This is a genomic window from Flavihumibacter solisilvae, assembly GCF_000814475.1.
In the GTDB taxonomy this organism is placed as follows: domain Bacteria; phylum Bacteroidota; class Bacteroidia; order Chitinophagales; family Chitinophagaceae; genus Flavihumibacter; species Flavihumibacter solisilvae.
On the sequence record NZ_JSVC01000010.1, the window covers coordinates 63,871 to 89,148 of the forward strand.

Below are 25,278 nucleotides of genomic sequence, written 5' to 3' on the forward strand. Positions count from 1 at the left end.
TTGCTAATTTAGTATGTTTATGTAAATATGAACAACTCTACTGCTAAAACAGGAATATGGCGCGTGATCGGCGCCTCTTCCGCCGGCACCCTGATTGAATGGTATGACTTCTACATCTTCGGCAGCCTGGCAACCGTAATAGCAAGCCAGTTCTTCCCTTCATCCAATCCCACAGCGGCATTGCTGAGCACACTCGCAACATTTGCAGCGGGTTTTATCGTAAGGCCATTCGGCGCACTTGTTTTCGGCCGGCTTGGAGACATTATCGGGAGAAAATATACTTTCCTGCTTACACTGGTGCTGATGGGCGGATCAACTTTTGCGATCGGGCTGGTTCCGGGATATGAACGAATCGGGTTTGCTGCACCAATCATTGTTCTCATATTACGTTTATTACAGGGGCTCGCACTTGGTGGTGAATATGGAGGCGCCGCAACATATGTTGCGGAACATGCACCTGCGAACCGGCGCGGATATTTCACTTCATGGATCCAGACCACAGCCACGCTTGGCCTTTTTCTTTCACTTGGTGTGATATTGCTCACAAGGCATATGCTGGACAGCGACCAGCAGGAATCAATAAGAAAGTTTAATGACTGGGGATGGCGGATCCCTTTCCTTATATCTATCCTGCTTGTGCTTGTATCGATTTATATCCGGCTTAAAATGAGTGAGTCGCCGATGTTCATGAAACTGAAGTCGGAAGGAAAAACTTCGACCAACCCGATCAAAGAAAGTTTTGGCAGGAAAGAGAATCTTAAGATGGTGTTGCTCGCACTCTTTGGCGCAACCATGGGCCAGGGTGTTGTGTGGTATACAGGGCAATTCTATGCGCAATCATTTATTGAAAATGTATGCAGGGTCAACTTTGACCAGAGCAGGACGATCTTAATCTGGGCAATTGTATTTGCCACACCTTTCTTCGTGGTGTTCGGCAGTTTAAGTGACCGCATCGGGCGAAAGTGGATCATGATCACCGGCATGTTGCTGGCTGTGCTGTTTTACCGGCCGATCTATAAACAGTTCCTTGAACTCACCAATGTACCGGCGCTTGAAAAAACGATGACCGCATCAGTGACGGAGCAAAAACAAGGTTATGCGATCAAACACTTCTCCAACGGTTTCAGTTACCGGGAGAACGAGACGGATTCAACAAAGTATACGGAGAAGAGACTTGATACTGCAACCTATTGGAAGTTTGTTTTGCTTGTATTTATCCAGGTCATATTCGTAACGATGGTTTACGGACCGATTGCGGCATTCCTTGTAGAATTGTTTCCCACAAGGATCCGGTATACGAGTATGTCACTTCCATATCATATCGGCAATGGGGTTTTCGGCGGGCTGACGCCATTTATCGCCACTTTGCTGACGACAGTATATACCGGAGATAAACTGACAGGACTATGGTACCCGCTGATCATTGCAGCCATCTGCATGGTGATCGGGGCTGTTTACCTCAGTGCCAAAACCGATCCTAACGTAAACGATTAAACGCAGGCCATGAATACAATTAAACGATACCTTGGAATTGCCTGGATCTTACTCGGTCCCCTGTCTGCCGCATACCTGGTCAAAACAGCCATAGTGGAAATTTCCGCAAAACCGGAAACGAATACGATCATCCAATGGCTGGTGATCACGGGCGTGTTTCTTCCCATTGCCGCAGGGATGGTTTTATTCGGTTACTATGCTTTCCGGGGAGAATACGACAACAATTAACCTGAATTTATTAACTGTTAAATGACTTAACATTTTCCTTATTTCTGGTGGATGTTAGATAAATTTGCATCCCGATGAATAATCAGGTGACAAGATATTGCCCCTCCTTATACCGCTTCAGGTGGCTGGCTACCTGTATGGCGGTATTTTTCATGGTGGCACTTACAAGTACACTTGTCTCCCTCCCATTTGCTTCCCGGCAGAACAGGACTGTCATTCTCAATACTGTTGAGGAGGAAGCCGGTAGCACAACCAATACATTTAATGAAGAGCATAAGAGTGGTAAATCGCTACATGGCCACTTCTTTGATTTTGATTCATTCATGCAGCTGAACAGGGTGGCGGTAAAGTATGACGTACCACGCTCTGTGAATATTCTGTCCTCAAGTCACTCCCGCAGGATCATCCAGCCTCCCGAATGCTGATCCGCTTTTCGCTTTTTTTCACTTACTGACTACTTCCATTGACACTGCCGTACCCGCAGGAATGGACAGATTATTTTATTCCATAAACATATTGTATGACTACACGTCAACAAAAGCTGTTTGGCAGCCTTAGTGCTGACATCCCATCTTCTATTGTAGTATTCCTTGTAGCGTTACCCCTTTGCCTTGGTATCGCTCTCGGATCTGGTGCGCCGCTGTTTTCCGGGCTGATTGCCGGGATAGCCGGTGGCATCGTTGTCGGTTTGCTCAGCGGATCACAGCTGAGTGTAGCAGGACCAGCGGCAGGGCTTACCGCCATTGTTGCTACGGCAATCGGAAACCTCCCCACATTTGAAGCTTTCCTGCTTTCCGTAGTGATTGCAGGTATTTTCCAGGTCATCCTTGGGATCCTGAAAGCGGGAATCCTTGGTGACTATGTTCCGGGAAATGTGATCAAGGGCATGCTTGCCGCGATCGGGCTTATCCTTATTCTAAAGCAGTTACCGCACCTGGTCGGGTTTGATGCCGACTTCGAAGGTGATGAGTCATTCAGGCAGACCGACGGTGGTAATACTTTTACCGGCATCGCAAGTGCCCTGAATTATTTTGTGCCGCTGGCAGCGGTGATAGGGCTCCTTTCCCTTGGCGTCCAGATCTTCTGGGAAAAAACGGTTGCCAAAAAAGGCGGTATTTTCCGCCTGATCCCGGCGCCACTAGTAGTGGTGCTGTTGGCAGTGGGAATCAATCAGTGGGCTATAGCCCAGTTTCCCGGATGGGCGCTTCCGGCACATGCCATGGTAAGCATCCCGGTGGCAACTTCGGTAGAAGGGTTCGTTTCATTTTTCACGTTCCCTGATTTTACCCAGCTCGCCAATCCAATAGTCTGGAAAGTAGCTGCAACACTCGCCATTGTTGCGAGCCTGGAAACACTGCTGAATATTGAAGCGGCAGATGAGCTCGATCCTTACCAACGCGTAACCCCGACGAACCGCGAGCTCAGGGCACAGGGTATCGGTAACCTGGTTTCAGGATTGTTGGGTGGTTTGCCGGTGACATCGGTGATCGTGCGGACTTCCGCCAACGTGAATGCAGGTGCGAAATCGAAAATGTCAACCGTTTTCCATGGTATGCTGCTCCTGCTTTGTGTGGCGTTTATCCCAAAGCTGTTGAATATGATCCCGCTACCTGCACTTGCTGCAGTGCTAATTTATACAGGTTTCAAGCTTGCCAAGCCGGCAATATTCAAGCAATTCTATCAAAAGGGATTTGACCAGTTCGTGCCATTTGTGGTTACGATCGTTGCGATCCTGTTTACAGATCTCCTGGTAGGGATCATGATTGGATGCCTGGTGGGCCTGTTTTTTGTAATGCGCAGCAATTTCAGGACCTCGGTTTTTGTGGTGAACGATGAAAACAGGTACCTGTTCAGGCTCCGGAAGGATGTTTCCTACCTGAACAAGCCAATTATCAAGAGAAAACTGGAACACGTTCCAGATAATGCCTATGTACTTATTGATGCGACCCGGGCAGATTTTATAGATCGTGATGTGGTGGAGGTGATCGAAGATTTCCTGAAACACGCACCTTTGAAGAACATTACGGTTGAGTTGAAAAAGAGTATCAATAAAGAGCAGGGATTTACTAAACCAGAAATTTTAAATTTTACAGCATGATGACTGCATACGATAAACTATTATTAGAGAATAAGGCCTGGGCAGCAGAACAGGTATCCACAGATCCCAACTTTTTCAAGAGACTATCTGGAATCCAAAAACCGGACTTCCTGTGGATCGGCTGCAGTGACAGCCGGGTGCCGGCAAATGAGATAACCGGAACACAGCCAGGCGAGATCTTCGTTCACCGGAACATTGCGAATATGGTTGTTCATACCGACCTCAACCTGCTGAGTGTGCTGGAATATGCAGTGGTGCACCTGAAGGTGCAGCATGTAATTGTTTGCGGCCACTACGGTTGTGGCGGGGTGAAAGCTGCGATGACCAAGCACAACTTTGGGCTGATCAATAAATGGCTCAGGAACATCAAGGATGTATACCGCTTTCACCGGGACGAAATTGACAGCATTGAATCAGAGGAAAAGCGGACCGACAGGCTGGTTGAGCTGAATGTGCAGGAGCAGGTGATGAACCTTGCCAAGACGTCCATTATCCAGAAGGCGTGGAAAGCGGAAGAGCGTCCGCACCTGCATGGCTGGGTTTACGGGCTCAACGATGGTATTATCAAGCCGGTATTTGAAATGGCCCCGAATACGCATATTGACAACCTGTATGAATACGATGACATTTAATTCAGTAGGTTTGCCGGATGTCGATTTCCGTTGAGTCAATACTAAAGAAATACGGCGAACAGACGGCCGTGAATAATATATCCTTTACAGTTGGTAAGGGCGAGGTAGTTGGTTTTCTGGGACCGAATGGTGCCGGAAAATCGACAACCATGAAAATGCTGACCGGGTACCTGGTTCCGGACGGCGGAAAGGCATACGTGTGTGGAATTGACGTGCAGTCGGATCCGCTTGCGGTCAAGGGCAAAACCGGCTACCTGCCGGAGTCCAACCCCTTGTATTATGACATGTTTGTGCGGGAGTACCTGGGTTTTATTGGTTCCATACACAAGATAGCCCACCTGGAACAGCGGATCGAAGAAGTGATTTCACGGGTTGGCTTAACACCCGAAAGCAATAAGAAGATCGGCCAGCTTTCGAAGGGCTATAAACAGCGTGTAGGCCTGGCCGCCGCGCTGATACATGACCCAGAAGTTCTGATCCTGGATGAACCTACTACCGGGCTGGATCCCAACCAGATCCTGGAGATCAGGGAAGTGATCAGGGAGCTGGGACGGGAAAAAACGGTGCTTTTTTCTTCACACATCCTGCAGGAAGTGGAAGCGGTATGCGACAGGGTTATCATCATCAATAAGGGAAGTGTTATTGCTGACAGCAGCCTGTCGGCCATCCGCACTTCAACAGGCGGAGAAGTGATCAGGGTCCATTTCAGCGAGTCCATTGAAGCCCAATGGATTGAGCGGGCAGTGACAAGTCTCCAAAGGCTCGAAAGGATCTCTGCCCAGGAATGGAACCTGGCAGCCGGTGATATTACGGAAGCCAAGCGGCAGATCCTGGAAATGGCTGTAACCAGGAGCCTGAACATCATTTCCCTGCAAACTGCACAGAATAGCCTGGAGGATGTTTTCCGGGAGCTGACGGGCAACGGGAACTGACAAAGCTCGCTGCTCTTTCCTACCTTTGCAGCATGATCCGAAAAGAAGAACTCCTTCCCGAAGTAGTGATAAAGTTCGCCGGCGACAGCGGTGATGGCATGCAGCTGACCGGGACACAGTTTACCAATAATACGGCTTTGCTGGGCATTGACCTGGCTACTTTCCCTGATTTTCCAGCTGAAATCCGTGCACCACAGGGCACCATTCCCGGTGTAAGCGGTTACCAGCTGAGGTTTTCCAGTGACCGGATCTTTACCCCGGGTGATGAATGCGATGTGTTGGTAGCCATGAATGCCGCTGCGCTCAAAACCAACCTGAAATCACTGCGCAAGGGTGGAAAGATCATTGTCAATACCGATGGCTTCGATGCAAAAAACCTGCGTCTTGCCAATTACCCGGATAATGTGAACCCGATCGAAGACGACAGTCTCACCAATTATGAGGTCATCCGCATGGATGTGACCAAGATGACCCGTGAGGCACTGAAGGAATTCACCCTGGGAACCAAAGAAAAAGACCGGGCTAAAAACATGTTTGTGCTGGGTTTCCTGTACTGGATGTATAACCGCGACATGGAAAGCAGTATTCATTTCCTTACAGAAAAATTCGGCAAGAAGCCCGAGCTGCTCAACAGTAACATCAAGGCACTGCAGGCTGGTTACAATTACGGGGATACCACGGAAACATTTACGACGAGATACAAAGTTGAGAAAGCCAGGATGGAGCCAGGCCAGTACCGCAGTATAATGGGAAACCAGGCACTGGCGTATGGACTGATCGCAGCTTCACAGAAGAGCGACCTTCCGCTGTTCCTTGGCACTTACCCTATTACACCAGCGTCAGACATTCTGCATGAGCTAAGCCGGCATAAGAGTTTTGGAATCAGGACCTTCCAGGCAGAAGATGAGATTGCCGGGATCTCTGCGGCAATCGGTGCAGCCTATGGCGGAAGCCTCGGGGTCACCACCACATCCGGCCCGGGTATGGCGCTGAAAACCGAAGCAATGGGTCTTGCCGTTATGCTTGAGATCCCGCTGCTGATCATTAACATCCAGCGCGGTGGCCCGTCAACGGGACTGCCCACTAAAACAGAACAAAGTGACCTTTTGCAGGCATATTATGGAAGGAACGGTGAGTGCCCCATGCCCGTGATCTCTGCTTCCACACCAAGTGATTGTTTTAATGCGGTATATGAAGCGGTGCGGATAGCGGTTCAGCATATGACACCGGTAATTTTCCTGAGTGACGGTTATATTGCCAACGGTGCCGAACCATGGAAATTTCCCACAAGTGCCGACCTGCCCCCGATCGAAGTCAACTTTAAGACTGAACTGGGACATGGTGAAGATAAATTCCAGCCATACCTGAGAGATGAAAAGCTGGTTCGTCCATGGGCCGTTCCGGGAACACCAGGCCTCGAGCACCGGGTGGGTGGACTTGAAAAGCAAAATATTACCGGGAACATCAGCTATGATCCCGATAACCACCAGCTGATGGTTAAGATCCGGCAGGAAAAGGTTGATAAGATCGCAGAATATATCCCTGAGCAGAAACTCGACAGCGGACCGGAAAAGGGCCAGCTGCTGGTTTTGGGATGGGGCTCTACCTATGGCGCAATCAAAAGTGCTGTCTCCGAATTGCAATCGCAGGGTTATGCTGTAAGTCATGCACACCTCAGGCACCTCAGGCCCTTCCCGCGTAACCTGGGTGAGATCCTGAAGAATTTTGATCATGTACTGATCCCGGAGATCAACAATGGCCAGTTGGTGAAAATTGTGCGGGAACAATTCCTGGTTGATGCAAAAAGCTTCAATAAGATCATGGGAATTCCCATCACGAAAACGGAGCTGGTGCTGAAAATAAAAGAGATGCTGGGTGGGATGAACTAATGTGTTCAGTTGCTGCTCACCAGGCGTGACGATAATTTTTCCAGTTCAATACTGATCTTGTTGATATACTCAAACTGATCAGCAAGAGTTTTAAGTTCAGATAACTTACGGCGGGTGGCAGTTTCAAGACTACCCGCTGCTAGTTCCCTGAGCCGTTGTTGCAATAACTGTTTAAGTTCCTCCCTGATTACAAAGTTTTCCTCGTCGTTTAAAATTGCATTTGCATCTTTACTTCCCTCAAGTAACCTGGCTGCATTTTCCAGGTGACCCAGTGATGCTTTAATGATCGGCTTGAATTTGTCGGAAGCATATTCTTCAGCCAGCCTCCTGTAAGAGGATAAGGTAGCGGTGTGTGAAATGATCATATGGCAGGCTACTACCATCTGGTGAATGACCTGGCTTTTCTTCTGTTGTCTTCGCGGTTCGTTGAGCATCCGCTGAAAGGCGTCAGATAAGTTGGCAAGTTGTACAAACGCTTCTTTCCGGTGAAGTTTATAATCGAGGTTATTCAGGGGCTCCGCGATAAAAGGCTTCGAAATAAAACTGAAATATTTCGCCTGTGCTTCGATCGCGTTTTGCAGGAGCTCCTGGATCTGTTCATGTTCCCATCTTGGCGGAATGGCGAAAGTGGCAATGAAGGCAATCATTGACCCGGCAAAAGTATCGATCAGCCTGTCCCGTAATACTTCCGTGAAATCACCGGGTTTCAGGAAGTGGAAAGCGATAAGGACATAGACGGTCATGGCGACAACTGCCACCATGTACTTTACCCGGAGCATGCTGTATGCTATGACCATCCCGATGATCATCAATCCGACAAGCGCCCGGTCGTCCCGGATCACCCAGAGGATGAGCGCACCGACCACGGCCCCGGTAAATGTACCGGTAAGCCTTTCGATATTCCTTTGTTTCGTGAGACTATATGCAGGTTTAAGGATCACTATGATGGTGAGCAGGATCCAGTAGCCGTGACCAAACGGAAGGATCTTTGATAAAAAATAACCTGCGACCAGTGAAAGGCTGACCCTGACGGAATGCCGGAAGATATTTGAGTTGATGCTGAGGTTGTTTGCCAGCAGTTTCAGGTTGAATTCGGAAGGAGATACGAAACGCGAATAGTCTTCCCTTGATGAAGTGTCCGTTCCTATCTTTTTATCAAAACTGGTGTACCGGTGAAGCGCCTCGATGCGCCTGTAAAGGTCTTTCAGGCTGTCAAGGATGTGCCGGAGACTGATAAAGCCTTCGATATTACTGTCATCCATAGACGAAGCCCTTACTTCGAGGAACCTGTTTTCAAGCGCTTTCAGTTCGCCCTCCAGTGCGGGATTGAGACGGGAACGCCTGCCTTCCTGTAATGCAAGCCCGGTTTCTTCAGCTTCAGTCGCAATTTTCAGGATAAATTCACGGAACGCAGGTAAGAGGGCGCTTTTATCCAGCATTTCGTGGAGGTGGCGATAGTCCTGCTGCGAAGTCATGATCCTTTCAAAAAGGTCCACACTGTCGAGGAAGATCATCATCAGGATCCGGCTCGTATGCGTTGATTCCCGGACGATGTCCCTTGTCTTGAACATCATTTCCCTGACAAGGTTTTGTTTGTTGTGAACCTGCACCTGCTGATCGAGCAAGGTCTTATAAGTCTGTTCGTAATCTACCGTACTGTTATAAAAATCGGCGCGGGTTCGCAGGTAGGAAGCAGTCGAGATCAATGCATCCCCCAAAGCCTGCTGGAGTAATTTATACGGTCTCAACCTGTAAAGGGCCATACTAATAGCAAGGTAAAAGATCCCGCCGCCGCTTACCAGCAATGCATTCCGGAGAACCTGGAAACTGTCGTACCGTTCATCGATGCTCAGGATCATCACCAGCAGTCCCGCCCCACCAACAGAATTTGCCCGGGTTCCATACACGCCGATGAAAGAACAGGCAAATCCCATTACGCCGATAAAGACAGCGAGCAGCCAGGGATAAGCAATGCTGAAACCAGTGAGCAGGGAGGCAAGAAAAATGAGGAGGATGGCAGCAACCATTCCATTGATCCGATGATGAATAGGGCCGGTATTATCAGTAAGCGCCACGCACATGGCACCGAGCCCGAGTGCTATTCCTGCCTGCAGGTGACCCAGCCATGATGCCGTCAGCACAGGAATCATTACGCCTGCTGTTGTGCGGGTACCTTCCGATACATAATAACTGCTGCTGTACTTCTTATATTCCCTGATGTAATCGATCATGCGCCTTTTACTTCATACCCATAAAGCTTGCGATGCCAAAAGAAATGACTGCTATAATCAGGCCGAACATAAAAATATTATAGGACAGCCTGAGGAAATGGTATTTGCGGGCAAGCACTTTTCCGAGGTAATAAATATCCTTGATCATACTGCCATAGAGATACTCCCTGTCATTCATCATTTCCTTCATGCCCCATTCATAGTCGTTGAGATTCATTTTAAAGAAGTTGCCGAAGAAAAGGAGATTGACTTTTTTCTCCCTGATATCCTCTTCTGTAAATACACCCTTTGTTACATTGGGCCTGGTGGCCATGATGGCAAAGACAACTGCGAGCAGGCAAACGCAGGAAAGGATGATTGTGGGAATGATGAATTGCGGGTAATACTGAAGTTTACCGATCAGCACTGACACCAGGATGGAAAGTACGATGGTATTTACGGAGATCATGATATTTGCCTTACTGTCGGCCATCTGGCTAAGGCTGACATGGTTATCGCTCATAATGCGGAACATGGTGGCGATACCTCTTTCCGTACGGTTGAGTTTGTCTTTTTCCCGCTTTGCTTTTTCTTTCAGGTGAATGGGCTGTTCGACTTCGGGCAGCGGTTCGGATTCTTCAATTTCGGGTTCGTGTTTTTCAATAATTTCTTCACGGTTGCCCTTATCTTTTTCCATCAGTTCTTTCAGGTGCCTGTCCTGGACAGGCTGCAGGTGCTCCCGGCCAAAGGAGGTGAAAAAATGATGTTGCTGAAGAAAGCGGATGTTCAATTTCCGCCAGGTCTTTTTACTGATATCTTTTCCGAAAGCTACATTCAGTTCTTTCCGCAGCAATTTATTTTCTTTTTCGAACTGGTCAGAACCCAGGTGATAAAGGTCTGAGTCGCACAGGATCTCTTCAATAATGGTGTTGGGAGATTGTGGCATCCGGGTAGCCATGATACAACCCTTAACACTGCTGATGAGAGATTCGTCAACATGCCTTGCTTTCAGAAACTCACCTGCGATCTGGACACTTACACTCTCATGGCCTTCATATTGACGGCTATAACCGGTATCATGAAACCAGGCAGCCAGCAACAAGGCAGTATGTTCCTGTTCGCTCAACGAATAATTCGCTGCGATAGTTCCGGCAGCAGCTACGACTGCGAGTGTGTGGTGCAGATCATGAAAATGATAAGCAGCAGGCACCTGCTCGGAAAATAACTGCGTAACATACTGTTCGGCTGATGTTATCAGTGAGTCATTAGTTGGCATCCCACCTGTTTATGAATCTAAATTAACTCATATTGGGACATTCACCACAGTTCATATTTTTCCCGCATATATACAATTCAAATTGGTTGTCAATAGTTAACTTGCAGTGTATGAGGTATTCAGTTCTGTTCACCCTCATGGCGGTGATCGCAACAACGTTCGAAAGCTGTGACAGAATGGTTTCCTTGTCGTTCGATCCCGGCATACCTGGTTACACTCAGAGTCCCGACAGAACCATACTTCTTAAAAAAGCCCTGCGGGAAATATCGGGAATTCATGACCTGAATGAAACTGAACTGCTGGGAATAAACGATGAGGACGGCACCCTGTTTTTCATTAATAAAGTAACCGGCAGGTTCCGTGAGCAGACATTCGGAAAGCAAGGCGATTATGAAGACCTGGCCATTACTCCCTATGGGTATTATATACTCGCCAGCAACGGTGACCTTCATCATGTGGACAGGAGCAGCGGAAAAGAGACTGCAGTTTACAGCCGGTCATTTCCGAAGTTCGTAGAGTTTGAGAGTCTTTGCTATGATGAAAAACATGACCAGTTGCTGCTCATCTGTAAGTCCTGTGGCCCGAATGATCCTTACATCAATGCATGGCGGTTTGATCCGAAAACGAACAGCTTTGATCCGAATCCGGTGTTCTCTATTCCGTGGACAGAAATAAGAAAAAAAGGAAAGGATGACACAATTGAATGTCTTCCTTCTGCTGCGGCCATTCATCCCGTAACAGGCAGGTTGTTCATTATTGCTTCGATGGGAAAGGTAATGCTGCAGAGCACTGTTAGTGGCGAACTTGAAGCAGTCTATGGCATTAACCCGGATATTTTCCAGCAACCGGAAGGCTTGTGTTTCGCACCCGATGGTGATATGTACATCACCAATGAAGGCAGGCAGTCCAAGGCAAGTTTACTATACTATCCATATAAGAGATAAATGAAAACCTACCGCGGGATATTTTACCTACTGGCTGTTCTGCTGGCAGGAGAGCGTGCCGGTGCACAAAGTGATTCCATAAAATCAAGGATCATACTGGTTGGCGATGCCGGTGAGCTGACTAAAGGCAAGCATCCAGTGATGGAAGCTGTTTCCAAACTTAACCAGGGTGGAAAAGGAGTGGCGGTCGACCGCACCACGTTGTTTTTCCTTGGCGACAATATTTACCCGGTTGGTCTGCCCGACCCGGGCACATCGAATTACCAGAAAAAATATGAGCTGCTGCAACTGCAATGGCAGAAAGGGAAGCTGGCGGCGGGCAACCTGGTCTTTATACCGGGTAACCACGACTGGGCCAAGGGCCGGCCATCTGGTTGGCGGCAGGTCACAAGGCAGGCAATTGTTGTGAACAGCAATCCCGACAGCAGCATCAGGTTCCTTCCAGAGTATGGCTGCCCGGGCCCTGAAGAAGTGGCATTAAGCAGCGATGTAACAGCCGTTATAGTAGATAGCCAATGGTGGTTGCAGCAGGATGGACGTCCGGGTGAAAGCAGCGATTGCGATTGCAAATCAGAAGAGGAGTTGTTGCTGAGGCTGAAAGACATCGTTTACCGCAACCGGAATAAACTATTGTTGTTCATTACCCACCATCCATTTTTATCGGAAGGAATTCACGGCGGTTACTTTACGTTTAAGCAGCACATCTTTCCACTGACAGATGTTAAGCCGGGATTGTTTGTTCCACTACCGGTTATCGGTTCGCTTTATCCCATTGTCAGGGGTGGATTCGGAAATATCCAGGACCTCAAACATCCACGTTATAAAAGCCTGATAAACGGAATTGATTCAATACTTGATGATCATCCGTATTGTATCAGGATAGCCGGCCATGAACATGGGTTACAACACCTGGAGAAAAATGGCCATCACTATATCGTGAGCGGATCGGGTGCAAAGGTCACCAGGCTTCATAATGGTCCATACACTAAATTTCAGCAGGAAAGCCTGGGGTATGCGACATTGGATGTACTTGTCAATGGATCAGTTGAGTTGAAATACCTTGGCGTGAACAGTGATAATGGAAATAAGGAACTTTACTCAACGGTTTTGCCCAGGTTCCAGCCAGTTGCAGATGCAGGCGCCGTTGAAAAACGGCCGGACTTTCCCGATTCAGTAACCGCAATTGCGGCTTCCCGGTATAAAGCGGGCTCCTTCAAGAAATGGTTGCTTGGAAGCAACTACCGGCCGGAATGGACAACGCCGGTGAGGGTTCCTGTCCTTGACATTACGAATTACCTGGGTGGGTTAACACCAACCCGAAGAGGCGGTGGACTGCAATCCCGTTCACTGCGATTTGAAGACAAATCCGGAAAAGAATATGTGATACGCAGCATTGAAAAATTTCCTGACAAAACCCTGCCGGAAGAATTGCGGGAGACTTTTGTAAAAGATGCTGTGGTAGATGGCATCAGTGCTTCTTATCCTTATGCCGCGCTATCTGTACCCGCTATGGCTGATGCGGCAGGTGTTCCTCATATGACGCCCAGGTTGGTATTCCTGCCTGACGATCCGGCGCTGGCACAGTACCGCCCTGATTTCGCAAATGCTTTATACCTGTTCGAACCACGTGACCCCGACAGTGTTGCAAAAAGTACAAGCACGATTAAACTGGCAGAGAACCTGCAGAAAGACAACGACAACCAGGTTGACCAGAAAGCGGTGCTCAGGGCAAGATTACTGGACATGTTCATGATGGACTTTGACCGACATGAAGACCAATGGCGATGGGGCAACATTTCAACTAAGGAGGGAAAGAGCTACTACCCGATCCCGCGCGACCGTGACCAGGCTTTCTTCATGAGTGAAGGAGTATTACCCTCGGTGATCCGCAAACCCTGGATCCTGCCGAAGTTCCAGGGCTTCAGGCCGAAGGCCATCAATATCAACACATTTAATTTCAACGCGCGTTATTTTGACCGGATGTTCTTGACCGAACCGGATGAAGACGATTGGAAAAAAGCGATTGCCGTTTTTGTTCCGACGATGACCGATTCTGTAATTGCAACCGCCTTGAATCAACAACCTTCAGCTATTCGCAATCAACATGCTGTGTCTATAGTGGAAACGCTGAAAAAAAGAAGGGCGACACTTCCTGATGAGGCCCTTCAGTATTATCGGTTCCTGTCAAAGACGGTTGATATACCGGGTTCGGATAAGCGGGAATGGTTCGACCTGGAATGGAGGGATGACGGCAGTCTTGCAGTGAAGGTTTATAAAATAAACCGTTCCGGGAAGCGGTCCGACAAATTGTACGACAGGATCTTTGATCCCTCATTAACCCGCGAGCTCAGGTTATACGGCATGAATGGGGATGATGTTTTCAACCTGCACGGGAATGCAAAACGCAGCCCGCTGATACGCATCATCGGTGGTGTCGGAAAAGACACATTAACTGCGGACCAGAAGGGAGTATCCGCCGGAAAAATAAAGTGGTATGACCTGGCGACAGAGCAGAATGTGAAGACCGGTGAAGGGAAATTCAGGAAAAAGTTCTCTGACGACCCTGCTGTGAACAGTTATGAGCGCCGCAGTTTCAAGTACAATATCACTGCCCCACTCCTTTCTGTTGCATACAACCCGGATGACGGTGTATTTCTTGGTGCGGGTGTGGTGTCGACAAGACATCGTTTCAGGAAAGATCCATTTCACATCAAACAGCAATTCACCGCGAACTATGCCATTGCTACAGGCGCATATAATTTCCGTTACCAGCTGGATGTAACGGAGCTGGTACCTTTGCCAATCGGGAACCTGAAAAATCTTGATCTCCGGTTCATTGCTAATCTAAAGGCACCGAACTATACCCAGAACTTCTTTGGCTTCGGTAATGAAACTGAATTCCCGAATGAAGGCGACAAGAAGATCTCTTACTACCGCGCGAGGTTCAGTCTTGCCGAAATGGGCGCATTGGTGAGGGCGAAGCCGGTCAACAATTTGTCGATATTGACAGGGCCGTTATTTCAACACTTCTGGATTGACAAGGATGATGAAAAGAACGAAGAGAAATTTATAACCGATCCAGCCAGCGGTATCAACCAGGAGACGCTGTACGAACCAAAAACTTATTTTGGCTGGCAATTACAGGCAGTTGTAGATAACAGGAACAGTGTGATCATGCCATCACGCGGTTTTTATTGGAATACATTCTCAAGGTGGGTGGAAGGCATTTCTGATCATGCATATGCGTTCAAGCAGGCGCAGACAGACCTTTCCTTCTATACGAGTTTCAGCGCGAGGGCGAATGTAGTGGTTGCTGTAAGGGTCGGTGGTGGCGTGAACAGCGGGAGCTATGAATTCTTCCAGGCACAATACCTGGGTGTATCTGACAACCTGCGGGGCTTCCGCAAATACCGGTTTGCGGGCAAGCAAATGGTATTCAATAATATCGACCTGCGGTTGAAACTTGGGGAAATCAAAGGTTATATACTCCCGGCAACTGCCGGCCTCGTATTCTTCAATGATATAGGCCGGGTATGGATCCCCGGGGAAAAATCAGGACTCTGGCACGATGGCTTTGGAGGTGGAATATGGATGGCTCCTGCAGGCAAATATGTTTTCACGGCCTGTTATTCACATAGCAGCGATGGAGGATTCCCATTTATCTCTCTTGGATTTCAATTTTAGGTCGAACTGCCGATTATTTGGCTTCGATGATCTGCGGCTTGATTTTGGGCTCCTGTTTTTCAGAAGCGACTTCCATGTTTATGCCTACACGGAGTGCTTTCAGCCCGATGACACCCTGCAATTCTTCAAGCTCCAGTTGCTCAAGGTCGTGCAGCAGGAGCTTTTGGTTCTGAAGGAATTCTATGTAATCGAGATATTCCGCAGCCTCTTTCGATTGTGAGAACACAATTGCCAGTTTGCCCGGCTGGGTAAGCCGCTCATGCGATCCTTTCACGTGCACTTTATCGATCCGTTTTTTTATGATCTCATAACGGATGTTGTAGGCCCCATCCACATCGAACTTTCTTTCGGCAGTCCGGAAGCTGATGGAGATCGGTATACTGTGCGCAAGGATCAACTGGGTTGTCTGCAGGCGTGTGGAGAGACGGCCCTGGAGTTGCTGCACCATATGGGCTGCTTTAGCCAGTGTGGTCAGCTGCCACATTTTAAGATTTTTCAGGTAGAAGGTATCGAAAGGCTTGTCAGGGCTGATGGATTGCCCTATATACATATTGAAGTCAACACCGTCGGTTACAAATCTTTCGAAGTAGTGAGGATAGATGCGTTGAGCCACTTCCTGTTCCTGGTCGATGAACCTGGCGAGTTCCTGGTTGATGAGCATGATGCTTTCTTCGAAATCGTGGCGGTGGTCGACCCGTAACCGGATACGCGAATCGATATGATTGAAGTATTCATCGATTTCCCTCGACACTGAGGGCACAACGATGCGAAGGTGTTCGAACAATTCAATCACTTCATTTTTGAGGAAGTTATCGATCATTATTTCGTCACCGGAAAACAGGATGTTCGATACGTTGAACAGGTATTTGTCGATACGGTATGCAACTTCCTGCAGGAGTGGCATCGTTGTCTGCTGCTGTGCGCTGCGAATGATCTCACCTGCATTGGTCAGCTGGTCTAACAGGTCGAGCTGAATGGCGTTATTCCTTTCAATAGATGAATTCCGGATGTCAATGGCGCCATATAACGGAAATACATGATCGAAGAAAATCGGATCGATCTTGGCTTTAATACCCTGCTTTTTATTAACCAGGTATTGCATTGCCGCTTCGGTGAATTTCCATTCTACCGAAGACTGTACGGCCGTGAAATGACGTTTGATCACTTTGTCCACTTCGTTGTCCATTGCTTCTGCTGCCTTTTCCAGGGCAAGGATAAAGAGCGGGATAGACGGCATGATCTGTGTAATGTGCCGGTGTTTCAGCATCCCCGGGGTTTCGTGCGTTGCTGAGAGGATGCCTATCAGCTCGCCATTGCTTTTCAGCGGGAAAAGAATGGCGCTGTAATTCCATTCAGCGGGTAATTGCCCGAGGAAAGGATGCTTCTGAAGTAGTTCGCTGTTGATATTGCTGTAGATAACAGGATCGTTGCTGTCTTTAAATAGACTGAGCAGCCACTTCAGGAGTTCCTGTTTTACGGCTTTGCTATTTTCAGAGACATCACGGCCTTTGGCCTGGCTATATTGTTCCAGGACGTAATGTCCATTGACCTTGAAAAACGGGATGATACCCATTTTCACATTGGGCATTCCGATCAGGGTCTGCATTTCCTGTTCCAGTTGGGTGAAAAGTCCTGAATCGTCAAAGGAGTGATTATCCAGGAGAATGTTCTTGATATTACTGATCACCTCACGCTGTGTTACATCTTTGATCCTTACGATGGTGATGCCTTCGAACCTGAAGCGGTCCAATGGCAGAAGTTCGCGCAGGCTGTCGATCTTCATCACATCACTGAGACTGCAACAGGCATTGAGGTTATTGATGTGTGGAAGGGCATCGAGGGCAAAAACATCAATAAAGGTTGGATCCATGTCGATTTCGTAATAATTAACCAGGCCGGAAACCGGGTTCTTTATTCCTATAATACTGGTAACGTTTCCATCGACTTTCTGGCCATAAAATTTTGCGAGGATAAGTTTGTATGCAGTGGAACACTTATCATCAGAAAGCTGCTGTTCAACCACCTGTTCGGGAAGGTAGTTCAGCTCGCCATTCTGGTCCAGGAATTTCTGCCGGAAAAGACTGCTTGAATAAATCACTTTATAACTGAACGGAACGCCGACCGCGTACAGATCTTCCTCATCGGAAAAGGTGACAGGAAAGAGAGTGGTCATGAGCATTTCGACCCATTCTGCGTTGTCGTCGAGAACGCTGGGGTCATCAATCGGTTCCAGCAATTCAGGATGGTTGCGGATCCGGTCCAGCAAATTCTGGTATAGTTTTCTTGTACCGGGCCGGCCCTCCGATGCGCTTTTTTTCCATGCTTCGATCAAAGGGGTAAAAGAAAGCCTGCTGTTCAATACGCCTCCCCCGGACAGATTTCGTTCCATGATATAGTTATTTTCTGCAGCTTCAGCGGCAATAAACAAAGGTAAGAAGAGCTTGGTAATTCCACAGATAAACAGGTGAAAGATGGATTGGTTCAAAAAGCAATAGGTCAGCAGGTGAATGTCTCACCAACTGACCTATTGATCTATAGACTTTTGTGTAGAGTTATTAGCTTCCGGTAATATTTTGGTTAGCGGTTGGCAGATAAGTGTCGTCGTACATCCACATCAGGAGGGGTTTGTCGCTGTTGTCGATCAAGTTACTAAGCGACTCGAGCACCTTGGGAGATACTGATGGACAACCTTCACTCTGGCGGATCGGGAAATTGGTTTCCATGTCAGGAATGCTACCCATGGCATGGAGTACAATTGCCCGCTGATGAGCCCTGCTGTTCGTCGCATCCAGGCCATACAGGCGGTACGACAGGCCGAAGTCCCCGTCATAAGGTTTACCGACCTTATACATTCCAAGTGAGGTGCAATTGCTACCCGCACTGTTTGAATAGTCCTTATCCAGGTTGAGCTTAAGCTTACCACGACCCTGGGCAACCAGGGCACTTTTTATAATCTTCATGGTGCTGAGGTCAACGACAAAAAATCTTTTGCGGTTGGATTTGACACTCATATCAGCCAGGATCGCATAATCGGTATTGTAACCGTTCTTTTTAGCGACTTTAGCGATCTGCTGCGCTTTACGGGTCAGTTCGGCCATATTTACCAGGGAATTTCCTGTTTCTTCAGAAAATCCATCCCAGGTGGGCGGAATGTACTTGTAAAGACTTGATTTAACCTTTGTCTTTCCCCTGAAAGAATAAGAAGATTCGTGTTTAGCGACAGTTACGGCTTCTTCACGTAGAGGTGCCATCACATCTTCTTCGTCGAGCGTCCTGGTGTTGGAAGTAACCACTGCATACTCCGCGTCATTGTAATTAACGACTGAACGGCGCGAGCGGGGGCTTTTGTTGACGTGCGTACCGGAATTGTCATCCAGGCGACCCTGGTAAGATGAATTTTCATCGGATTCCAGGCTTGCAAGGGCCTCAGCGTCTTCAGAAAGTGCTTCGGAAAGTGATTTGTCAACCACAATACGCTCTTTGCGGGAAGGCTTTTTGGTTTTCTTCGCTACATCCCCACTTGATGAGGACTTGATGTTAAGCTGCTTTTCAATCTTTTCAGCTTTCTTGTGACTGGCGTCAGCAAGTTTGTTAACTATTGCGATTTTGGCGGGGGTTTTTACCTCCAGCCCTGGGATATTGGATTTTTCATAGTTCATCAATCCTTGAGACTTCATAAGATCCTGCCGGGATTGTTCGGTCGGATCAGAAGAAAACAGAACGTAGGGATTAAAGTAGGCAACAAGCAGCAAGACGCCACCAATGCCAGCAGCTACGCATAGCTTTGTTTTCATAGATTAGACGTTTTCGTTTTAATAGAATGCGGATCGGGCTTCAACTAAAACGAAAATTATACCCTTTTATGCAGGGCACATAGGTAAAAACACATGAAAATACCCCATAGTAGAAATACTAACGGCATAGTTTGTGTGATAATCAATGATTTACGAAATAACCTTTCGATGATTGGGCGGAATTATTCGACGGAAAATTTTAATTTTTTGTAGCTGCAGACAGCCAAACTACCTATTTACCCTGAGTGGTTTTGCCTGGTTGTTTTGCCATCAGGTGGGAGTAATATTTACAAACATCTTTGAGTCCGCAGGCTGGGCAGCGGGGGGATCTTGCGATGCAGACGTAACGTCCATGGAGGATAAGCCAATGGTGGGCAATATGGACCAGGTCGACAGGCAGGTGCTTAACCAGCTGTTTTTCAGCCGCTAATGGTGTCTTTGCGTTGTGGGTGAGTCCAATTCTCTGTGCAACCCTGAAGACGTGGGTGTCGACGGCCATATTGGGTTGCTGGTCAACAACGGAAGTGATGACGTTGGCGGTTTTCCTGCCAACACCCGGGAGCTGAACAAGTTCGTCGACCGTCAGGGGGATTTCTCCGCCGAATCTTTCCACGAGCATTTTACCGAGCCCGGCGAGATGCCTGGCTTTATTATTTGGATAGGAGATGCTTTTGATCAGGGGAAGGATTTCTTCCGGCGTAGCTTCTGCGAGTGCAAATGCATCCGGGTACCTGTCAAACAACGCGGGAGTAGTGAGGTTTACTCTTTTATCGGTACACTGGGCTGAAAGCACAACAGCCACCAACAGCTGATACGGGTTGTCATATAACAATTCCGTCTCAGCGTCGGGGGCATGTTGTTGGAAATACTCAATTACTTTCCGGTACCGTTCCTTTGTGGTCATGCACCGGTCTCCACTGCTTCTCTCGCATAGTTCAGTACATTCAGTACTACTTCCATACGCGGAGTTTCAAGGGGCAATTGTAATTCTTTTGTAGAGTCCTGAAGGATAGCAAGTTGTTCCCTGAGTTCCCAATCCTGGGTTAATGCGGCTTCAATTGCTGCATTTTGTTCAGGGGAAGTTTCTTTGTACAAATACAGAAGCAAATCTTCCGGTGTAAAGATTGACATAAGCAAACCATTTATTGTCCAGTAATAATCCCGGGGTCCAGTCCGGGGTTTCGTCCAGGTATAAAAACGTGATCTGTTGAGTTATATTGCCTTAACCTAAAAAATAAATTTTACTCAGTTACCTTATCCTCAATGATGAACAGGTCTTCATTGTCCCTTTTCATCCTGTAACGCTCCCTGGCGTATTTTTCGAGGAGGTCGGGATCTGTCTGTAGTTTAGCCAGTTCAGCGCGGGTTTGGTCGATCTGTTGCTGGTAATATTCCTTACTTTCTTCCAGCTTGTTCAACTCAGATTTATAGCGGAAATGCGTCGTGATGACGTCCCGGTCATCGAAAAATACCATCCACACGGAGAAAACAACCAACGACAGCAGGTATTTGTTCCGTATTACCGGTAAAATTTTTGAAAAAACCGTCCGCATGGTACTTTTTGAGAGTCCGGGAAGTGTTGAAGCCTGATGCCGGCACCCGGTTTTGGGTTCCGGCATCAGTCATCTATTTCCGATTAATTATTTCTTTCCGAATTTAATCTTTCCGGCGGGAAAAACGGCAGATTCGGCGAGCATTTCTTCGATACGGATCAACTGGTTGTACTTGGCCATCCGGTCTGTACGGCTGGCGCTACCAGTTTTAATCTGTCCGCAGTTCAGGGCCACAGCGAGATCGGCGATGGTAGTATCTTCAGTTTCGCCGCTACGGTGACTCATGATGGTGTTATACCCATTATGCTGCGCGAGCGTTACTGCGTTGATGGTTTCGGTAATAGTTCCGATCTGGTTAACTTTTACCAGCAGTCCGTTTGCGATTCCCTTGTCAATTCCCTGCTGAATCCTTTCCACGTTGGTCACGAACAGGTCGTCACCCACGAGCTGGCAACGGTCACCAACGGCTTCCGTAAGCATTTTCCAGCCATTCCAGTCATCTTCAGCCATCCCATCTTCGATTGAAACGATGGGATATTGCTTAACCCAGCTTTCCCAGAATTTAACCAGTTGTTCGCTGCTGAGTTTCTTGCCATCACTTTTGTGGAACACATATTTTTTGGCCTTTGCATCCCACAGTTCGCTGTTCGCAGCATCCATCGCGATTACAATCTGGGAGCCGGTCTTATAACCTGCTGCAGAAATTGCTTCGAGTACGGTTTCGATTGCCTCGTCATTGCTCTGGATATTTGGAGCAAATCCACCTTCATCGCCCACATTGGTGCTGAAGCCCTTCTTCTTGAGCACGCTTTTCAACGTATGGAAAATTTCCACACCCCAGCGAAGTCCTTCCGAAAAGTCCGGTGCACCAACCGGCATGATCATGAATTCCTGGAAATCGATCTTGTTATCCGCATGGGCTCCGCCATTGAGGATATTCATCATCGGCATGGGCAATGTCTTCGCATTGGTTCCGCCGATATAGCGATACAATGGAAGTCCAGCTTCGAGAGCAGCAGCTTTTGCAGCGGCCATACTCACGGCGAGGATCGCATTTGCTCCCAGTTTTCCTTTATTGGGAGTTCCGTCGAGCTGGATCATAAGGTTGTCAAGGCCAGCCTGGTCTGACACTTCCCAGCCGAGCAATTTGTCTGATATTATGCTGTTTACGTTTTTTACAGCCTTCAGTACCCCTTTGCCTACATATTTTTTCTTGTCCGCATCCCTCAGCTCTACTGCTTCGTGTATGCCTGTGCTGGCTCCGCTCGGAACAGCTGCCCGTCCCAGCGCACCTTCATCTGTTATCACATCTACTTCTACTGTGGGGTTACCGCGGCTGTCGAGTATTTGCCGGGCATGTACTTCGGAAATGTAGCTCATTGTTTAGCTTGTTTAGTTTGGTGATGAATGGATACACAGCAAGCGGAAGCAAAGGTAATAGAAAGTGAAATAGGTCGCCCACTCACTTCTTCACTTTAATAGAACCGTAGATCACTTCCTGCACTTTAGGTCTCACACTCATCTTGAGGAACCTGTTCATATCACCGTTATTGTTGACCCGGTTACTGAGAAAAATATACGTGAGATTATAAGTGGGGTCGATCCAGATGCAGGTGCCTGTGAAGCCGGTATGGCCATAGGTTTCCCTTGAGACGGAAAGGGAAGGATACGGTTCACTGCGCACGGCATTATCCTTTTCGGGTTTGTCGAAGCCAAGTCCACGCCTGCTGACATCGCTGCTATAAGCGGTGAACTGGTTGATGATTGCAGCGCTCAGCAGTCTTTTGCCATTAATGGTGCCCTTGTTCAGCAGCATCTGTGAAAGCACTGCAAGCTCATACGCATTGCTGAACAGTCCTGCATGTCCGGCAACACCGCCAAACATGGCAGCTCCCGGATCATGTACATCCCCCTGTATCAGTTGCTTCCTGAAAGTTGTCTCCTGTTCGGTTGGGGCAATAAAGTTTTTTGGAAACCTTGCACGTGGAGTGAAGCCTGTATGATTAAGCATCAGGGGCTCGTAAAAATTTTCGCGGGCAAACACATCGATAGGTTTGCCTGAGATCGCTTCTACGATCTTTCCCAGGAAAATGAAGTCATTATCACTGTATATGTATTTGCCGCGCATTCCGAGTTCGCTTTGCAGGATCCTTTTGTAAAGCGTGTCGGTCCAGTCTTTACGCATAAACATATTGTCGGCTACACGGACATTAAATACTGAATCCGGTTTATACGCATATACTGATCCGTTCGGAGAGCCGTCCTGAGGATCGATGGTTTCCCTGTAAAAAGGGATAAAAGCCTTCAAGCCGGCCTGGTGAAGGAGAATATCGCGGATAATCAGCCCTGACTTATCGGTACCGATTGTCCAGGGAAGATAATCACCAAGGGTACGGGAAATATCGAGCTTTCCGTCGTCCACCAGCTTCATAACGCTGAGCGTAGTCGCCATCACTTTCGTTACTGAAGCGAGGTCGTAAAGAGTTTCGCAATGCACTGCCGCGGAATCTGTGTAGGCATAGTTACCGAAAGCTTTTTCGTAGGCGATTTTGCCATCGCGGACAACCATTACCACGCATCCCGGAATTGCTTTCTGGGCAATGGCATCGGTGCAGATGGAATCAATTTTCAACAGCTTGTTGTAATCGAGGCCGACATTAGCTGCCCAGGTTTCGGGCAGGATCCTATGTTCAACGATCCCTGACCCGTAGCGGAAAGCATCGCAGGTGGTTACAGGGAGCTTTCCCTTTGCAGGAAATTTCCCGTTAAGCAGGTCGGCTGCGGCTTCCTGGGTAACAGGGTCATCTTCATAAGCAGCGAGCACCACGCTGTTATCACAGGAGTTCCTGGTTGCATACGGGTTTCCAAAATAGAAAGTCACCTGGCGGTATTGTTTTTCGACCTGGCTATTCAGGTAAACAGCCGCAGCACTGATTCCAAAATTCCGGGCCGGAACGCGGTTATAATTATGAAACCCCGTGATGATGATGTCATAACGGTTACGCATAAGTGTCAGCAGCGCGTCGGCCTGTGTGCTGTCGAGACTGTAGTCAAAGTTGTACACATGAGCATTGTAGTCGTCCCGCATCCTGTCTGCAAACTGGCTGTCTTTTTTGCCACCCATGGCTATATAGGCAACGCGTTGACTGGTGCCGGCTGTCAACGGTAAAATATTTCCCGAGTTGCGAAGCAGTGTTATCGCCTCTTCCGCAACCCTTCTCCTCATTGCGGGAACGTCTTTATTGAGATCGGCGGTCAGATTATGAAAATCAACCGGCTCCCAGTTTGCCAGGCCGTACTGGTATTTCGCATGTAATACTTTTTTCACTTTCTGGTCGAGATCTGCCCATTTGAGTTTCTTACGCTTCAGTGCTTTTTTAACCTGTTCAATGCCGCCGGGAATGTCGCCGGGAAGACATAACATATCATTACCTGCGATAAGAGATTGTGCGCTGGCTTCGCCGTCGGGGAAAAATTTGGCGACGCCCTGCATTTCCAGTGCGTCGGTAAAGCTCAGTCCCTTGTAGCCCAATTCCTTGCGGAGTAAGCCGTTTACATTTTTCTTAGAAAGGGATGTGGCGAGGTTTTTTGTTTTGTCGATGGAAGGAATTGCGAGGTGAGCGATCATAACGCTTCCGACACCTGCGTTAAACAGTTCGCGGAAAGGATAAAGCTCGAGCGAATCCAGTTCGTCCCGGGACTTATTGATCACGGGCAGGTCGTAGTGAGAATCGACCGCCACATCACCATGGCCCGGGAAATGTTTCGCGCAGGCCATCACTCCATGATCCTGCATTCCTTTCATATACTGCAGGCCGTATTGTGCTACTTTGAATTTGTCTTCGCCGAATGACCGGTCATTGATCACTGGGTTATCGGGATTGTTATTGATATCTACTACGGGAGCATAATTAACCTGGATGCCTATGCGCCTGCATTGATCCGCCACAATCTTCCCGTAATCATACATGAGTTGCGCGTCCTGCATGGCACCAAGCATCATCTGCCTGGGTAAGGACTGTACACTGTCGAACCTCATTCCAAGTCCCCACTCACCATCAACCGTTACGAGAATTGGTGTCTTCGCCATTTTTTGTAAAGCGTTTACTCTTTGTGCCTGCTGGATCGGTCCGCCCTGGAAGAGGCAGATGCCCCCGACATTGTATCGCTTTACAACATCGTTGACGAGACTGTCATAAAATACAGGCTGACCGTTCCTGATCGAAGACATTCTAACGACCATCAACTGCGCAATTTTTTCGTCTTCAGAAAGCGTACTGAAAACGCTGTCTACCCACTGCTGCGCTGATAATTTGCTTTTCTTCTGGGCAAATGAGCTCCCACACAGAATGAGACCTGCTGCCACTAACCATCCTTTTTTCATATGATTGCTTGCAAAATGCTAAGGGGTAAAGATATTAAAAAGGAAAAATTAAAAATTAAAATTGGAAAAGGCAGCGAACGATAAATTCAGTACAGATGCGGGTTTGTAAGGGCTGAGAGAAGAAGAAGTTACATATTACAAGTATTGCCCGCAAAAAGGT

The 25,278-nt window shown here is 48.0% G+C and carries 18 protein-coding genes; 9 read left to right on the forward strand and 9 right to left on the reverse strand.

Features of this window, described 5'->3' with window-relative positions:
• The first annotated feature begins 27 nt into the window (after positions 1 to 27).
• The 7 genes from OI18_RS09630 to OI18_RS09660 all read left to right on the forward strand — a co-directional run bounded on the left by OI18_RS09630 (position 28) and on the right by OI18_RS09660 (position 7,273).
• Positions 28 to 1,494 (forward strand): MFS transporter, encoded by a 1,467-nt coding sequence (locus tag OI18_RS09630; RefSeq protein ID WP_039139402.1) that lies wholly within the window; start codon positions 28 to 30, stop codon positions 1,492 to 1,494.
• 9 nt (positions 1,495 to 1,503) lie between these two features.
• Entirely contained in the window at positions 1,504 to 1,722 is a 219-nt protein-coding gene (locus OI18_RS09635) for a DUF6814 family protein (protein ID WP_039139403.1), read from the forward strand.
• Positions 1,723 to 1,796: 74 nt separating this feature from the next.
• Positions 1,797 to 2,147, forward strand: coding sequence for a hypothetical protein (locus OI18_RS09640; RefSeq protein ID WP_039139404.1), 351 nt, complete (start codon positions 1,797 to 1,799; stop codon positions 2,145 to 2,147).
• Positions 2,148 to 2,242: 95 nt separating this feature from the next.
• Positions 2,243 to 3,820, forward strand: a complete 1,578-nt coding sequence (locus OI18_RS09645) for a SulP family inorganic anion transporter (RefSeq protein ID WP_039139406.1) — start codon at positions 2,243 to 2,245, stop codon at positions 3,818 to 3,820.
• A complete protein-coding gene (can, locus tag OI18_RS09650) occupies positions 3,817 to 4,452 on the forward strand; it encodes a carbonate dehydratase (RefSeq protein ID WP_240312746.1) in 636 nt (211 codons plus the stop codon). The genes OI18_RS09645 and can overlap by 4 nt, the downstream gene beginning before the upstream one ends.
• Before the next feature lie 17 nt (positions 4,453 to 4,469).
• Positions 4,470 to 5,384: a gliding motility-associated ABC transporter ATP-binding subunit GldA gene (gene gldA, locus OI18_RS09655; protein WP_039139408.1), complete on the forward strand. Its 915-nt coding sequence runs from the start codon at positions 4,470 to 4,472 to the stop codon at positions 5,382 to 5,384.
• A 32-nt stretch (positions 5,385 to 5,416) separates the two neighbouring features.
• Positions 5,417 to 7,273 (forward strand): 2-oxoacid:acceptor oxidoreductase subunit alpha, encoded by a 1,857-nt coding sequence (locus tag OI18_RS09660; protein ID WP_039139410.1) that lies wholly within the window; start codon positions 5,417 to 5,419, stop codon positions 7,271 to 7,273.
• Between the two features lie 5 nt (positions 7,274 to 7,278).
• Here OI18_RS09660 and OI18_RS09665 read toward each other — a convergent pair whose 3' ends face one another.
• The gene (locus OI18_RS09665; RefSeq protein ID WP_052273047.1) at positions 7,279 to 9,504 is read right to left on the reverse strand and encodes an FUSC family membrane protein; all 2,226 of its coding nucleotides are present in this window, start codon (positions 9,502 to 9,504) and stop codon (positions 7,279 to 7,281) included.
• Positions 9,505 to 9,511: 7 nt separating this feature from the next.
• Entirely contained in the window at positions 9,512 to 10,759 is a 1,248-nt protein-coding gene (locus OI18_RS09670) for a Pycsar system effector family protein (RefSeq protein ID WP_039139412.1), read from the reverse strand.
• 110 nt (positions 10,760 to 10,869) lie between these two features.
• Between OI18_RS09670 and OI18_RS09675 the strand changes: the two genes are divergently transcribed.
• Positions 10,870 to 11,703 carry a hypothetical protein gene (locus OI18_RS09675; RefSeq protein ID WP_039139413.1) on the forward strand — a complete coding sequence of 278 codons (834 nt, stop codon included), beginning with the start codon at positions 10,870 to 10,872 and terminating at the stop codon, positions 11,701 to 11,703.
• Positions 11,704 to 15,387 (forward strand): BamA/TamA family outer membrane protein, encoded by a 3,684-nt coding sequence (locus OI18_RS09680; RefSeq protein WP_052273048.1) that lies wholly within the window; start codon positions 11,704 to 11,706, stop codon positions 15,385 to 15,387.
• A 13-nt stretch (positions 15,388 to 15,400) separates the two neighbouring features.
• Here the strand turns inward: OI18_RS09680 and OI18_RS09685 are convergent, their stop codons facing one another.
• The 7 genes from OI18_RS09685 to OI18_RS09715 all read right to left on the reverse strand — a co-directional run bounded on the left by OI18_RS09685 (position 15,401) and on the right by OI18_RS09715 (position 25,118).
• Entirely contained in the window at positions 15,401 to 17,776 is a 2,376-nt protein-coding gene (locus OI18_RS09685) for a hypothetical protein (protein ID WP_152616779.1), read from the reverse strand.
• A 166-nt stretch (positions 17,777 to 17,942) separates the two neighbouring features.
• Complete coding sequence (locus tag OI18_RS24990) at positions 17,943 to 19,181, reverse strand: murein L,D-transpeptidase catalytic domain-containing protein (protein ID WP_052273049.1); 1,239 nt, start codon at positions 19,179 to 19,181, stop codon at positions 17,943 to 17,945.
• 232 nt (positions 19,182 to 19,413) lie between these two features.
• The gene (gene nth, locus OI18_RS09695; protein ID WP_039139417.1) at positions 19,414 to 20,085 is read right to left on the reverse strand and encodes an endonuclease III; all 672 of its coding nucleotides are present in this window, start codon (positions 20,083 to 20,085) and stop codon (positions 19,414 to 19,416) included.
• Entirely contained in the window at positions 20,082 to 20,312 is a 231-nt protein-coding gene (locus tag OI18_RS09700) for a hypothetical protein (protein WP_039139418.1), read from the reverse strand. Before OI18_RS09700 ends, nth begins: the two co-directional genes overlap by 4 nt.
• Positions 20,313 to 20,422: 110 nt before the next feature.
• The gene (locus tag OI18_RS09705) at positions 20,423 to 20,734 is read right to left on the reverse strand and encodes an FtsB family cell division protein (protein ID WP_039139610.1); all 312 of its coding nucleotides are present in this window, start codon (positions 20,732 to 20,734) and stop codon (positions 20,423 to 20,425) included.
• An 87-nt stretch (positions 20,735 to 20,821) separates the two neighbouring features.
• Complete coding sequence (gene eno, locus OI18_RS09710; RefSeq protein ID WP_039139419.1) at positions 20,822 to 22,114, reverse strand: phosphopyruvate hydratase; 1,293 nt, start codon at positions 22,112 to 22,114, stop codon at positions 20,822 to 20,824.
• Positions 22,115 to 22,196: 82 nt separating this feature from the next.
• Positions 22,197 to 25,118 (reverse strand): serine hydrolase domain-containing protein, encoded by a 2,922-nt coding sequence (locus OI18_RS09715; RefSeq protein ID WP_039139420.1) that lies wholly within the window; start codon positions 25,116 to 25,118, stop codon positions 22,197 to 22,199.
• Positions 25,119 to 25,278: the final 160 nt, after the last annotated feature.

What these genes read in the sequence shown, in the direction of transcription:
- OI18_RS09630 (WP_039139402.1), top strand. Translation starts at nt 28, where the DNA reads ATGAACAACTCTACTGCTAAAACAGGAATATGGCGCGTGATCGGCGCC.
- OI18_RS09635 (WP_039139403.1), top strand. Translation starts at nt 1,504, where the DNA reads ATGAATACAATTAAACGATACCTTGGAATTGCCTGGATCTTACTCGGT.
- OI18_RS09640 (WP_039139404.1), top strand. Translation starts at nt 1,797, where the DNA reads ATGAATAATCAGGTGACAAGATATTGCCCCTCCTTATACCGCTTCAGG.
- OI18_RS09645 (WP_039139406.1), top strand. Translation starts at nt 2,243, where the DNA reads ATGACTACACGTCAACAAAAGCTGTTTGGCAGCCTTAGTGCTGACATC.
- can (WP_240312746.1), top strand. Translation starts at nt 3,817, where the DNA reads ATGATGACTGCATACGATAAACTATTATTAGAGAATAAGGCCTGGGCA.
- gldA (WP_039139408.1), top strand. Translation starts at nt 4,470, where the DNA reads ATGTCGATTTCCGTTGAGTCAATACTAAAGAAATACGGCGAACAGACG.
- OI18_RS09660 (WP_039139410.1), top strand. Translation starts at nt 5,417, where the DNA reads ATGATCCGAAAAGAAGAACTCCTTCCCGAAGTAGTGATAAAGTTCGCC.
- OI18_RS09665 (WP_052273047.1), bottom strand. Translation starts at nt 9,504, where the DNA reads ATGATCGATTACATCAGGGAATATAAGAAGTACAGCAGCAGTTATTAT.
- OI18_RS09670 (WP_039139412.1), bottom strand. Translation starts at nt 10,759, where the DNA reads ATGCCAACTAATGACTCACTGATAACATCAGCCGAACAGTATGTTACG.
- OI18_RS09675 (WP_039139413.1), top strand. Translation starts at nt 10,870, where the DNA reads ATGAGGTATTCAGTTCTGTTCACCCTCATGGCGGTGATCGCAACAACG.
- OI18_RS09680 (WP_052273048.1), top strand. Translation starts at nt 11,704, where the DNA reads ATGAAAACCTACCGCGGGATATTTTACCTACTGGCTGTTCTGCTGGCA.
- OI18_RS09685 (WP_152616779.1), bottom strand. Translation starts at nt 17,776, where the DNA reads ATGGAACGAAATCTGTCCGGGGGAGGCGTATTGAACAGCAGGCTTTCT.
- OI18_RS24990 (WP_052273049.1), bottom strand. Translation starts at nt 19,181, where the DNA reads ATGAAAACAAAGCTATGCGTAGCTGCTGGCATTGGTGGCGTCTTGCTG.
- nth (WP_039139417.1), bottom strand. Translation starts at nt 20,085, where the DNA reads ATGACCACAAAGGAACGGTACCGGAAAGTAATTGAGTATTTCCAACAA.
- OI18_RS09700 (WP_039139418.1), bottom strand. Translation starts at nt 20,312, where the DNA reads ATGTCAATCTTTACACCGGAAGATTTGCTTCTGTATTTGTACAAAGAA.
- OI18_RS09705 (WP_039139610.1), bottom strand. Translation starts at nt 20,734, where the DNA reads ATGCGGACGGTTTTTTCAAAAATTTTACCGGTAATACGGAACAAATAC.
- eno (WP_039139419.1), bottom strand. Translation starts at nt 22,114, where the DNA reads ATGAGCTACATTTCCGAAGTACATGCCCGGCAAATACTCGACAGCCGC.
- OI18_RS09715 (WP_039139420.1), bottom strand. Translation starts at nt 25,118, where the DNA reads ATGAAAAAAGGATGGTTAGTGGCAGCAGGTCTCATTCTGTGTGGGAGC.